The following is a 13,002-nucleotide window of genomic DNA, read 5'->3' on the forward strand; positions in this document are numbered from 1 at the left end:
CTTTTGCGCTGGGTAAACGAAGCTCAAATGAAGTATGGACTGACGTCCCTTCTCATCGGCCTGGAGCCCACCGGTCATTACTGGTTTAACCTCGCGAATTGGCTGCTTCAGCAAGGGATCGAGGTCGTGTTGGTGAATCCGATACGCCTGCAGCATGATCTCCACGCCCTAATCCGTTCGGCGGAGAAGGGTTTGCGATCTACTAGCAAAAAAAGAATACCCAGCCGCCTTCCACAGCGGTGGGCATTCCCTAAGGCTGGATCAGATCAGCCTACTTCACAATCGCTCCATTCGGCATGCTGTCCGGTACGGTGGCAATCGTCAACTGCTCGCCCTTGGAGGCGGCCAGGATCATGCCTTGTGACAGCTCGCCGCGCAGCTTCACCGGCTTCAGGTTGACGATGCAGATCACCTTGCGTCCCACCAGCTCCTCCGGTGTGTAGAACTTCGCAATGCCGGAGACCACCTGGCGCTGCTCATAGCCGAGGTCAAGCTGCAGCTTCAGCAGCTTGTCGGCCTTCTTCACCGGCTCGGCGGCGATAACCTGAGCTACGCGCAGCTCGGCTTTGGCGAAATCGTCGATGCCGATTTCTTCCTTGTGCTCCTCCTCCGGCTCCGCGGCGGCGGCTGGAGCGGCCCCGGCTTCAGGAGCAGGCGCAGCTTCCGCTGCCGCTGGTTTGCCGGCGCCCATCGCTTCGGCGATGTAGGCCACTTCCTGCGCCACATCCAGGCGCGGGAAAATCGGATCGCCCTTGGCCAGCTTCGTTCCGGCTGGAATCAGGCCGAAGGACTTGCCGCTGTCCCAAGCCGTCAGCTCGCCCGGCTCAATGCCAAGCTGCTGCCAGATCTTCGCCGGAGCTTCGGTCAGGAAAGGCTGCAGGAGAATTGAAGCCGTGCGCAGGCCTTCAACAAGATGTCTCATCACTGAAGCCAGCTCGCCGGTTCTGCTCTCATCCTTCGCGAGCACCCACGGCTGGGTCTCGTCGATATATTTATTCGTCCGGCTGATGAACGCGCCAATGGCGGTGAGCGCCACAGAGAACTCCATTTTTTCCATTGCTTCTTCCACTTTGGCATAGGTGCTCTGAGCCGCAGCCGCAAGCTCGCCGTCAAACGCTGTCACATTGCCCTCGTAAGCCGGAAGATCGCCTGCGAAATACTTTTCCACCATTGCCCCGGTACGGTTTAGCAGGTTGCCGAGGTCATTAGCGAGGTCATAGTTGATCCGGTCCACGAAGCTCTCCGGTGTAAAAGTGCCATCCGAGCCGAACGGCACTTCACGCAGCAGGTAGTAACGCAGAGCGTCCAGACCATACCGGTCGATCAGCGTTACAGGGTCCACCACATTGCCCTTGGATTTGGACATTTTGCCGTCCTTCATCAGCAGCCAGCCATGCGCGAATACCTTCTTCGGCAGCGGCTCGCCAAGAGCCATCAGAATGATCGGCCAGTAGATCGTATGGAACCGTACAATTTCTTTCCCGACAATGTGCACATCCGCAGGCCAGAATTGATCATACAAGCTGCGGTCCTCCGAGCCATAGCCAAGAGCTGTAATATAGTTCGTCAGCGCATCGATCCACACATAGACCACATGCTTGGAGTCGCCTTTAACCTTTACGCCCCAATCAAACGTTGTGCGGGAGACGGCCAGATCCTCCAGTCCAGGCTTGATGAAGTTGTTGATCATTTCGTTCTTGCGTGATTCCGGCAAAATAAACTCCGGATTCTCGTCATAGAACTTAAGCAGCCGGTCAGCATATTTGCTCATGCGGAAGAAATAGCTTTCCTCCTTGACCAGCTCCACGGGATGTCCGCTGTCCGGGCTTTTGCCTCCGATAATATTGCCTTCCGCATCACGTTCGATATCCACCAGCTGTGTCTCAGTGTAAAAGGTCTCGTCCGAGATGCAGTACCAGCCCTCGTATTCCCCTTTGTAAATATCGCCCTGCTTCAGCAGCCGGTCAAAAATATCCGCCACCACTTTTTTATGGCGCTCCTCGGTCGTGCGGATGAAATCGTCATTGGAGATATCCAGCTTGCGCCACAGGTCCTTGATGCCCGCGACAATCCCGTCCACGAACTCCTGAGGCGTCTTGCCGGCCTTGGCAGCCTTTTCCTCAATCTTCTGTCCATGCTCATCTGTACCGGTCAGATAACGGACCGCATAGCCGCGCAGCCGTTTATAACGGGCCATCGCATCACCCGCAACCGTAGAGTAGGCATGCCCGATATGCAGCTTGTCGCTCGGATAATAGATTGGGGTTGTCAGATAAAATGTTTTCTTGTCGCTCATTCCTAGTCATCCTTTCGTCTTGGCAAACACAAAAAACTCCCGCCCCGATATGGGGCGAGAGTAAACTCACGCGATACCACCCAAAATTCCCCGGCTCCTCGCAGAGCACAGGCTTCGCCAGTTCCCGCAGGGGAACTGTCCATTAACGCTGGAACACGCTGTTATCTTACGCAAGCCATCCTTCACAGCTTCCGCTCGAACACAGTTCCTCCCGGACCATATTCAATCCTCGCACCATACCGGCTTTCAGCATTTCCCGGCTCTCTGTAATGGTTGTCCCGATCTACTCATCCGTTCTTCGGAATACAATCTATTATCCAAAATATACCCATGTGCAGCCGCCATGTCAAGTTGTGCGGGCTGACTTGCTCCTTGAAGCCTTCTCTTCGCGCGGCGGAACCGGATCAAGTCCTCCGGGATGAAAGGGATGGCATCTGGCAATCCGCTTCGCCGCAAGCCATGAACCCTTCAGCGGACCGTGAACCTCGACCGCCTCCAGCGCGTAAGCCGAGCAGGTCGGATAGAAGCGGCAGGTTGCCGGTTTAATTGGTGAAATAAACTTGCGGTACACACGGATTGGCGCCTGGATCGTTCTGCGTCCAATGCTCATGACTAATGACCTTCTTTGCCGTGAGCGGCAACAGCGGAATCTTCTTCCCTATTCTGCTCACAATCCTTGCAGTAGCCGAACACCTCAAATTTATGCTTAACCACCCGGAACTGGTCGGGAGCATCTGTTAGATTCATCGGACAGAAATTAATCGGGTAGGTCTTCATGCATTGAAGACAGATCATATGATGATGGTGATGATCCTGATTGCAGCTTCCTTTGAATTTGACGCCATCCTCGAACACCACCTGCTCCAGCACGCCAAGCTCTTCCATCACCCGCAGATTGCGGTACACTGTATCGAAGCTGAGACCGCTGTATTTACGGCCCATATGCTCATAAACATCCTTTGCGGATAAATACCCCGTATTCTCGCCGAATAGCTTGGCAAGCGTCTTGCGCTGATCGGTGATTCGCAGTCCCTGCCCCGACATGGCTTCCAGTATTTGATCTGTCGACAGCATTCGCTCATCTCCCATAACATGGTCATTTGAATTACACTCTCTTTATAATGCCCCAAAACAAAAGCCCCGTCAATGAAACCAGACTGCACCAGCAGCAAAAGGCCCGCCAGCCATCCCGTTTGGGAGAGCTGACAGGCCTTTGTTCAAATATAAGGCTTTACTTTTTGGCCGGAAGTGGTGTAAAGACAAAGTTCACCGGAAGATTGCTGCCGGATGCAACCGAGAACACGATATCTACCGGACCTTCATAATCCCCGGAACGATAGACAACAGCATTCATATCATTGCTGTCCAAACTCCCTTTGTTCGGCAGATTGACAATCGTTCCGTTAACCATCAAGGAGCCCAGATATTTGCCTCCGCGCGGATTGAAGGTGATGAGTGTATTCTTGGCGACACGCTCCAGTCTGATCTTGTACAGAACACCGAAGTTACCGGCGTTGGATGCCTGTGTTCCGTACATCGGATCAATCCCGACCAGATTCAGGTCTTTGTTGTTGTCACCGAGCACCAGCCTGGATTGCGTAGCTCCAACCAGATCGAATACATTCATTATACGGGTAGAATCCGGATAAGTTCCCCGGTTATGCACTCCATCCTTGTCCAGAAGAGGCAGTGTCGATAGAAGAGCTACCGGGTCCTTGGACTGTTCTACCATCACGACATTATATTGCACTGCCAAATCACTGAACAGGTCAGCGCTAAGCGAGAGCACCTCACCCGGTTTCATGGCGATTTTGCTGATATCGGTCATAATAGGCACACTTTGCCCCGGCTGAAGCGTAATCGTTCCATAACTCGAATTGTTCAGCATGGAATTATAATATTTCTGGATTGAAATTTTACCGGTATATTCAGGCGATGTGACCGGACCTGCAATCCCTAGATATTGGGTTGTAATAGTCGTTGGATACATGTTGTTGTTCGTTGCAATAACATACAGCTTCTGTCTAGTGGACATATTGTTCAAATGATGGACCAGAAAACGTGTTGCTCCAACTGAAGTTTCGCGGTACAACACACCCTCGGAATTAACGGTTTCAGGACTGTTACTGCGAATCAGCGTATAAGGCTCTGAAGAGAGGTTATACTGCAGGTTAGGCAGACTAGGAATCATTCCCCCGTCCATAGAGATAATATCCCCCGGTTCAGTGAATAGCTTCGCAACCTCATCCTGGGTGTACAACTGCTCACTGGTGATGTTGATCGTCTTCTCAAAGGTGCTGCTCAGGCCATGCTTATCGGTTACCTTCAACTGAATCGAGACAGGTCCCGGGTTAAAAAATGCCAGCGCCCGATTTGTCCATTCAGCCGTCAGTGCTTCTCCTTCAGGGTCGTAGCTCTGATCGGTTAGAGTTACCGGTTCACCCATTTTGTACTCTTCTTTGTCTGTGGTGAAATTGGCCACAGGAGGCTGATTCGGCTGTATAACCCTGATGGTCACCGAATAAGGATCACTCCACTGCCCAGTTGCATCCATAACCGAATAGGTTACTGTGTAATCTCCGGGCTGATCGTAAATATCCATCTTGTTGCCTTCCCACCGCTCGTCAACAATAGCTGTGCCATTGGGCGAAGAGCTGGAAGTCACATAATTAACCGTAGTTTGACCGGCATAAATTTCTGTCGGCTGTATGGTAAAGGAGGCTGTCGGTTTTGTGTTCAGCGTTAGAATAACACGCTTCTGCACATTATCCACCGTATAAGGAATGCCCAGCGCTCCGGTAATAGAAGTCAAAGGAATCATGAACGTACCCTTGAACTGGTAAGCCGGTCCCTTCATAGTCACCTTGCTGCCATTGACGGTATAAATTTTGCTGTCCGTCTTGAAGCGCATGATGCTGGTACCTTTGGTCACAATAACTTCCTTCGTTTTGGTGTCATAGGTATACTTGACGCCCACCATTTCCACCATTGCGCGGATCGAAACGTAGGAAACCCCATACTTCACCGCCATAGGCTGATTAGCTGTATACTGAACACCATTCTTGTACATTTTGTTACTGTTCATCATGAGAATCAACTGATTGGCGCCTGCAGAAGGAATGCTCTGCCCAGCATTGTTGTTAGCCGGCGCAGTAATTCCTGGCGTCATGCTTGGAGCCGCTGATGCTGCTGGCTGAGGTGTAGCGTTAGGCAGTGCAGTCGCGGTTGGAACTGCTGTTGCTGCCGGTGCAGGTGTTGGCGTAGGTGTTGGTGTCACAGAGCCTGCCGGAATTTCACTAGGCAGCGGATCTGTAGCCGCAGGCTCTGACACCGTCGCAGGCGTAGAGGTAGCCTCGGCTGCTTGAACCGCAGCGGATGTTGATGTTGTACTAACAGGGGCGGCAAAAGCCGGCACTGCTGCTGCAACCTGCGATATAGCCAGGACTGCTGCTAACGATAATTTTTTCAAATTCATGGTATGACTCCTTCTGCTCCCATTTGTTGTATACAAGGAAAGTAAGTCTCTCTGCATTCCTTATATTACCCGCAAAAACGCAGCCGCCCATGTGGACGGCAGATGAGTTTTTGTCACGTACATTTTTACAAAACATAGTATTAGACGCATGACAGCATAAAAAGTTTCATTAACTGTAAAGAAAAGATTAAAAATAATTCATCAATGAAATCAATTTGTCCGCAAAAAAAAGAAACGATTAACCTGTAGAGCAAGGTAATCGTTTCTTAAGCCGGTTTAACGCGTATCCAGTTTCTTATTCTGGTCCCGGTATTCTTTGGGAGTCATCCCCGTCTGCTTCTGGAATACCTTCGTAAAATACCGCCGCTCCTGATAGCCCACTCCCGAACTGATCGCCGTGATGCTTTTGTCGCTGCTTGCCAGCATGAACTTCGCAGCCTCTATCCGCTGAAGCGTCACATATTCCACAAAGGTCATGGCAAAACGGTTCTTGAACAGCAAGCAGAAGTAGCTGCTGCTGATGCCGATTTTATTCGCCACCTCCTCAATGCCAAGATCACAGCTCAGGCGCTGCGAAATATACCGGGCTGCATGGTTCATCAGCTGGTCCGGTGTTTTTTTCACGGAATCCTCTTCCGGCGGCAGCTCCTGAAACAATGGAATGCTGTTATACAGCTTATCCTTATACTGTTTGTTCCGGATTCGTACGCCCATTTCCCGCACCTTGTTGCCAAGCTCCTCATAATGAATCGGCTTGCAGATATATTCCTTCACACCCAGCCGGATTGCTTCCAGCGCATAGTCAAATTCCTGATAGCCACTGAGCAGCAGAACTTCGCTCTCCAGCCCCAATTCCCGCAGCTTGCCGATGAACGTCAGGCCGTCCATTACGGGCATACGGATGTCGCAGAGCACAATATCCGGGGCCTGCTCCTCAGCAATGCGAAGGGCCTCCATCCCGCTGCGGGCCATGCCTGCGATCTCCATCCCCATTTCCTGCCACGGCAGCACCCGCCTCAAGTTGCCCAGAATAGGGGCTTCATCGTCAACCAATAATACTTTTAGCATAATGATCTTCCCCCTGCCCGTATTTAGGTATGACGCATTGGATAATTGTGCCTTCCCCGGGACTTGCGCAGATGAAAATCCCATACCTGTCGCCATATTCAATACGGATGCGGTCCGCCACACTCCTCACACCAAGGCCCCGCCGCTCCAGATGAATGCCATGCTCCGGCTTTTCCGTAGTGATCTGTTCTGCTGACTCGCCCAGCATATACTGGAACATGGACAACTGGTCTGAGTTCATCCCAATTCCATTGTCCTGTATGCGCAGGATCAGGTTGCCCCGCTCTTCCCAGACTTTTACACGGACCAGGCCTTTGTAGTCAATCCCCTCGAACCCGTGCTGTATGCTGTTCTCCACCAGCGGCTGGAGTGTAAGCTTGAGAATCCCGCAGCCAAGCAGCTCCTGAGGAACATCAATCTCATAATCGAATACATCCTCGAAGCGGAATTTCTGGATATCCAAATAATTGCGCAGGTGTGTAACTTCCTCTTCCAGTGTAATTTCATCCCTGCCCTGAATGCTGATCCGCAGGATGCTGGCCAGCCTGTAGACCATCTCGCTCACCTTCCGCCCTTCATTCTGCACGGCAAGCACATTGATGGACTCCAGTGTATTGAACAGAAAATGCGGCTTGATCTGCGCCTGCAGAACACGCATTTCAGCCTGGTTTTTCCGCCGCTGCTCCAACTGTACCCGATTGAACAGACTATTGATTTTGTCCATCAGATCATTGAAACCCTTGGCAAGCAGAGTCATTTCGTCGTCGCCCTTCTCTTCCACCCGCGTAGTGAGATCGCCATCCTCGACCCTCCGCATAAAGCGGACAATCACGGCTATACCGCCCGTAATCCGGTTCATGAAGAACAGATTGAAGATCACTGCGCCGAGCAGGCACAGAAAGATGACAACCACGAACCAACGGGCAAAAACAGTGACTTCACGAGACAACGAGTCCCAAGAGGTTATGGAGACGAGACTCCAGGGATAGTCCTTGAGATGGTAGACCGAGAGAATGCTGTTCTCCCCGTCGAATACCGTTTTGAAGCTTTGGAAGCCTTTATGAAAAGTAACATTTTTCGCCGTAAAAGAATGGAAATCCTGGCCGTCCAGCTTGCGGTCCGGATCGAACAGAATCATACCGTCATCATTCACCAGCATAAAAGAAACCTTCTGGTCGCTGTCCCCGATTTTAAGATTGCGGAAGATCGACTCGAACTCCCAGTTCTTGATCTGCACCACCAGAATGCCGATATTCTGAAAAAAACTCAGCTCCTTCACCAGCCGGATTTGCGTAAACACCGCTTCCGTTCCTGTAAGCTCCGGGTATTCGTGCGGCGCGACCCATTTGGGCACACCATTCAGCTTCATGACTTCCTGGTACAGCTCACTTCCCTTGAACTTGTCATAGGGGAGCGTCTGAAAATTCTCCTTATTGAACACCGAAACGATCTCCGAACTGCCTTTTCCATTAAAATTGTAGAGAAAAGCATAACTGATCGACGGATGGTTGTATAACAAGCTGCGAAAATTGCGCTGACTGGCATTCAAATTAAGCTGCTCGGCAGCGGTCAAATCCTGCTTGGACGGGTCCTCCGCACTAAGCGCCATATGAAACACCGAAGTAGCGATTCCATTGTCGGTCACATTATCCATGTCCTTAAAAACATTTGAGATACTGTAGCTGATTGCCTTGAGCGAATACTCAGATTGCTGGCTGTACTTCTTCTCAATTGAATTATAGGTTACAAAAAACATAATCATGCCAAGAATAAACAGAGGAATGATAATCAGGCCCAAAAATGCCGTAAACAACTTGTAGCGCAGATTCATCGGCTAGTGCCCCTGACTTGAATAGGATTATCCTTTTACGCTGCCCGCTGTAACCCCTTCAATAATCTTCTCCTGCAAAATGGCGTAAATAATCACGACCGGCAGCACACTGTAGACAATGCCTGCGGACATCTGCGCATAATTCATCTGATACTGATCACGGAATTGGACCATTCCCACCGGAAGCGTGCGCAGCTCGTCATTCGAAAGAAAATAATTGGCCAGCAAAAACTCATTCCAATTTCCCAGGAAATTAACAATGAATACTGTAACCATGGCGGGAACTGTCAAAGGTACAATAATTCTAGCAAAGATACCAGGGGCCTTCAAGCCATCCACAACTGCAGCTTCTTCAATTTCACCGGGCAGCGAACGCATAAATGCCGCCAAAATAATAATCGTGAACGGGATCGCATTGGCAATGTAAGGTATGATAAGCGCCCAGTGCGTATTCAGAATGTGCAGCTTGCGCACAATCGTATAGATTGGCAGCATCAGCGCATTATTCGGGATCAGCATTCCGATAACCACAAGCGAGAACAGGATCTGATTCCACTTGCCCTGCCGCATCCGCGTAACCGCAAAGGCGAACATCGAAGCCAGCAGAATCGACGCAACAGAAGAAAGCACGGAAATATACAAGCTGTTCAAAAAGTACGTGCTGATCTTGGCATTGACCCATGCCTCGACATAATTGTTAAATACAAATTCCTTCGGAATGCCAAACGGATTCAGCGCAATCGCATTATTGTCCTTCTTCACTGAAGAGAACAGCACGAACAGAAACGGAAACAGCACAACTACGAGATAACCGAGCAGTGCAGCATGTGGTATGCTTTTTTTCAAAGTGCGCGCCATTAGTATTCAATCCTTTCATTACGCCGGGCGAATAGCAGCTGATAAAGCGCCGTGACCACCAGGGTGAAAATAAAGATCAGAACAGCAATGGCGTTCCCGTACCCATATTTAAAGTTGGTAATTGCATATTTGATCATGTAGGTAGCCATCACCTCGGTCGAACCTGCCGGTCCGCCCTTCGTCATGACGATGACAATATCCGCCGCCTTCATAGCTCCCGCGATGGACAGCATAATAACAACGGAAATGATCGGCACGATCAGCGGCAAAGTAATCCGTGTAGCCCTTTGGAAGCCAGTAGCGCCGTCAATGGCAGCGGCCTCATCCAGCTCACCGGGAATGGATAAAATCGCCGCCAACACCATTACAATGTAGAAGCCGGTCCACTGCCAGGCGTTGGTGATTAGAATCGACAGCATGGCGAACCGTTCATCCGACAGCCAGTATACCGGGTCAATGCCGAAGACTCCCAACACTTTATTAAAAAGACCAATATTCGGCTCATAAATGAAGCCCCACAGAATGCCGATAACCGCCGTAGACATGATAGATGGCATAAAAACCGCAGTCTTATAAAGTCCCTTCAGCTTTTTGACATTGGCAATTAACAAGGAGAAGAGCACAATGAGGGGGACCTGAATGAATACGGAGAATAAGATAAACCAGCCGTTATTCTTAACGGAAACCCAAAAGCGGTCATCGTGAATGGCCTTTTTAAAATTGCTCAGCCCCGTATATGCAACAGCGTCCGAAACACCGTTCCAACTGGTCAAGCTATAGTAGATCGAACTAAAGATCGGATAAATAAAAAACAGCAAAAACAGGATTAACGCCGGAACAACGAATAGAGTGAACACCAGGGGATTTCTGAGTGATTTATTCATGACTACCTCCGATTGCTTAAGAATCAGCGAACTCCGGGCAGATTGTAAAAATGCACCCTGGAGCAAGCGCCAGGGCACATTCCGATTACCGTTCCTTATTCTACTGCCGCGTTGGCTTCTTCTTGAACCTTTTGCAGAGCCTCGCCCATTTTCTCAGGTGTCGTCTGTCCGCCAATCAGCTTTTGAATCTGGATATTGCTGATTTCAGTAGTTACATCCGCCTGTACCAGTGAGTCGAAGGCCGGGAACGAAGATTCGGAGTTATTCAGAACAGCCACAATTTCACTCATCAGATCGTCAGTGATATTCTTATTTAACACAGCCTGATCAATCTTCATGGCCGGCAGCACGCCATCCTCAACCAGTCCGCGCAACTGCATTTCTTCATTGTACATATTTTTGATGAACGACTTCACAGCAGCCAGTTGGCGTTCATCCTTACCTGCAGAAGCAGAGAAGCCGTAGCCGTTGTTCACATCACGCATGAGCGCCGTCTGGTCGCCAACTCCGCCGTCCACAGGTGGAATGTTGAAGAAACCAACCTTGCCGATCAGGCCTTCGCCGGATTGGCCTGTCTTGAAGACAGAGGACTTCCAAGTGCCATCATACATCAGGATCGCTTCACCGCTGGTGAACTGGGTCGTGTATTCAGCATACTCGAATCCAAGCTCGCCTTTTTTGAAATAGCCTTTATCTTCCCATTCCTTGTATTTGGCAAAACCTTTAACCACATTCGGATCACTCCATTTGGCTTCACCGGTGGCAAATTTAGCAGTTACATCCGGTCCGGCATAACGCGACCAGAGGTGGTTCGCCAGCATCAAAGGCACCCATCCGGCCTTGGATGCGCCTGCCATTGGCACCTTGCCGTCGGCTTTGATATCCGCCAGTTGCTTTTCCAATTCTGCAAAAGTTGTCGGAGCCTTCCAGCCTTTGCTGGTATAGTATTCTTTATTATAGAAGAACCCTTCACCCGAGCCGCCAATCGGCAATCCGTAGATTTTACCTTCATACGTGAACGGGTCCAGATTCGAGAACTTGTCTTTGATGCCCAGCTCTTCAAGGATCGGTGTCAGATCAAGCAATTCGCCTTCCTTAGCATATATTTTGGAGTCTGGGCTGCCGAACAGATCGAAAATTTCCGGCGGATTTCCCGCTGCCATTTCGCCGCGCAGCTTTTCCTTACGGTTTACATCGGAGTCCACACCATCAAGCTTAAAGGTCAATCCTGGCACTTCAGCCTGCACCTTTCCAACAACATCCTCCAGAATGGCCAGACGTTTCTGTTTGTCTGCACCTACTTGAGTATGACGGATTGTCATTTCGAAGGGCTCGCTGCTTGCTGGTTCTTCTGTCGCCACAGCATTCGTAGCATCAGCCGTGCTAGTCGCGACAGCGCCGCCGTTGTTGTTAGCAGAATTATTATTGCCACAGCCAGCTATTACCGCAGAGCTTACGAACAGCAGAGATAACAGCAAAGTTACGCTTTTTTTCATTTTGGGTGACCCTCCCTATATATTGATTTCCCTTACAACTCTTATTATAAAAAACAGGTTCAGCAACGGTAAGGTTAAGATTCATCTACAACAGGGATAAAAACCTCTAATGTAAGCGAATACATATGTATTTAATTACAGGTAGAGTGATATTATATAACATTAACTCGAAATACCACGATTAAAAAACAGTTTATAGGGTATGATATGTCACAAAACCTAAACACGATTTCATTTCAGGTCTATTAGTATGTTCAAAAGCCGTTCCCACAGCACTAAATCTACTGTTGAAACGGCTCTTTATTCTTCCCGGTCATTATACCAGCGCTGTCTGCTTGCGTCCTTCTTCGATCAACCGGTAAGCGCGCGCTACTTCTTCTTCAGTTGGCGAAGGCACTCCTTCAAGCTCATAAGGTCTGCCCAGCACTTCCCATTTATAGATACCCATCTGATGATACGGGAGGATTTCGAATTTCTCTACACCGTTCAAGGTTCCAATGAAACGTCCTAAATTGATCAAGTCCTCTTCACGGTCATGGATTCCTGGTACATACACATGACGGACCCACATCTTACGGCCGTGGTCAGACAGCCAGCGGGCCAGCTTCAGCGTACGTTCATTGGATTTACCCGTCAGCTTGATATGCGCCTCATCATCAATATGCTTCAGATCAAGCAGCACCAAATCAGTCACATCAAGTAAATCGTTGATTTTATCGCCTTCATTATAGCCGTTCGTATCAAGAGTAGTATGCAAATTCCAGCGCTTCTTCACTTCAGTGAACAATTGCTTCACAAAATGCGCCTGTAGGGTAGGTTCGCCGCCCGAAACGGTCAGACCACCACCGGAAGTGCGGTAGTAATTCAGATAAGGCTCAATTTCAGCGAGTACCTCTTCGATACTCATTTCTTTACCCTCATTCAACCCCCAGGTGTCCGGGTTATGGCAATACTGACATTTCAACAGGCAGCCCTGCATGAATAGAACAAAACGAATACCTGGTCCGTCAACAGTTCCAAAGGTTTCTAAAGAATGTATATGTCCGTTAGCCATATGATGTCATCCTTCCGAAATTTAAAATTTTAAGTAATCT

Annotated in this window: 10 protein-coding genes and 1 pseudogene; 1 reads left to right on the forward strand and 10 read right to left on the reverse strand. The window is 49.7% G+C overall.

The window, feature by feature from the left end:
• Positions 1-144: pseudogene (locus AC0LWN_RS26110) on the forward strand (IS110 family RNA-guided transposase); the annotation flags it as partial.
• A gap of 127 nt (positions 145-271) precedes the next feature.
• Here the strand turns inward: AC0LWN_RS26110 and metG are convergent.
• The 10 genes from metG to pflA form a co-directional block, all read right to left on the reverse strand.
• Positions 272-2,296: a methionine--tRNA ligase gene (gene metG / locus AC0LWN_RS26115; protein WP_474670568.1), complete on the reverse strand. Its 2,025-nt coding sequence runs from the start codon at positions 2,294-2,296 to the stop codon at positions 272-274.
• A gap of 346 nt (positions 2,297-2,642) precedes the next feature.
• A complete protein-coding gene (gene yidD, locus AC0LWN_RS26120) occupies positions 2,643-2,906 on the reverse strand; it encodes a membrane protein insertion efficiency factor YidD (protein WP_474670571.1) in 264 nt (87 codons plus the stop codon).
• 2 nt (positions 2,907-2,908) lie between these two features.
• The gene (locus AC0LWN_RS26125; protein WP_474670573.1) at positions 2,909-3,370 is read right to left on the reverse strand and encodes a Fur family transcriptional regulator; all 462 of its coding nucleotides are present in this window, start codon (positions 3,368-3,370) and stop codon (positions 2,909-2,911) included.
• A gap of 157 nt (positions 3,371-3,527) precedes the next feature.
• Positions 3,528-5,771 (reverse strand): stalk domain-containing protein, encoded by a 2,244-nt coding sequence (locus tag AC0LWN_RS26130; protein ID WP_474670575.1) that lies wholly within the window; start codon positions 5,769-5,771, stop codon positions 3,528-3,530.
• 276 nt (positions 5,772-6,047) lie between these two features.
• Entirely contained in the window at positions 6,048-6,839 is a 792-nt protein-coding gene (locus tag AC0LWN_RS26135; protein ID WP_474670577.1) for a response regulator transcription factor, read from the reverse strand.
• The gene (locus tag AC0LWN_RS26140) at positions 6,817-8,670 is read right to left on the reverse strand and encodes a cache domain-containing sensor histidine kinase (RefSeq protein WP_474670579.1); all 1,854 of its coding nucleotides are present in this window, start codon (positions 8,668-8,670) and stop codon (positions 6,817-6,819) included. Before AC0LWN_RS26140 ends, AC0LWN_RS26135 begins: the two co-directional genes overlap by 23 nt.
• Positions 8,671-8,697: 27 nt before the next feature.
• Positions 8,698-9,528, reverse strand: coding sequence for a carbohydrate ABC transporter permease (locus AC0LWN_RS26145; RefSeq protein ID WP_474670581.1), 831 nt, complete (start codon positions 9,526-9,528; stop codon positions 8,698-8,700).
• Positions 9,528-10,412, reverse strand: coding sequence for a carbohydrate ABC transporter permease (locus AC0LWN_RS26150; protein WP_474670583.1), 885 nt, complete (start codon positions 10,410-10,412; stop codon positions 9,528-9,530). Before AC0LWN_RS26150 ends, AC0LWN_RS26145 begins: the two co-directional genes overlap by 1 nt.
• 95 nt (positions 10,413-10,507) lie before the next feature.
• Positions 10,508-11,908 carry an extracellular solute-binding protein gene (locus tag AC0LWN_RS26155; protein ID WP_474670585.1) on the reverse strand — a complete coding sequence of 467 codons (1,401 nt, stop codon included), beginning with the start codon at positions 11,906-11,908 and terminating at the stop codon, positions 10,508-10,510.
• A 316-nt stretch (positions 11,909-12,224) separates the two neighbouring features.
• Positions 12,225-12,962, reverse strand: a complete 738-nt coding sequence (gene pflA, locus AC0LWN_RS26160; protein ID WP_474670587.1) for a pyruvate formate-lyase-activating protein — start codon at positions 12,960-12,962, stop codon at positions 12,225-12,227.
• Between the last annotated feature and the right edge of the window lie 40 nt (positions 12,963-13,002).

Source organism: Paenibacillus sp. sgz302115 (assembly GCF_056120445.1).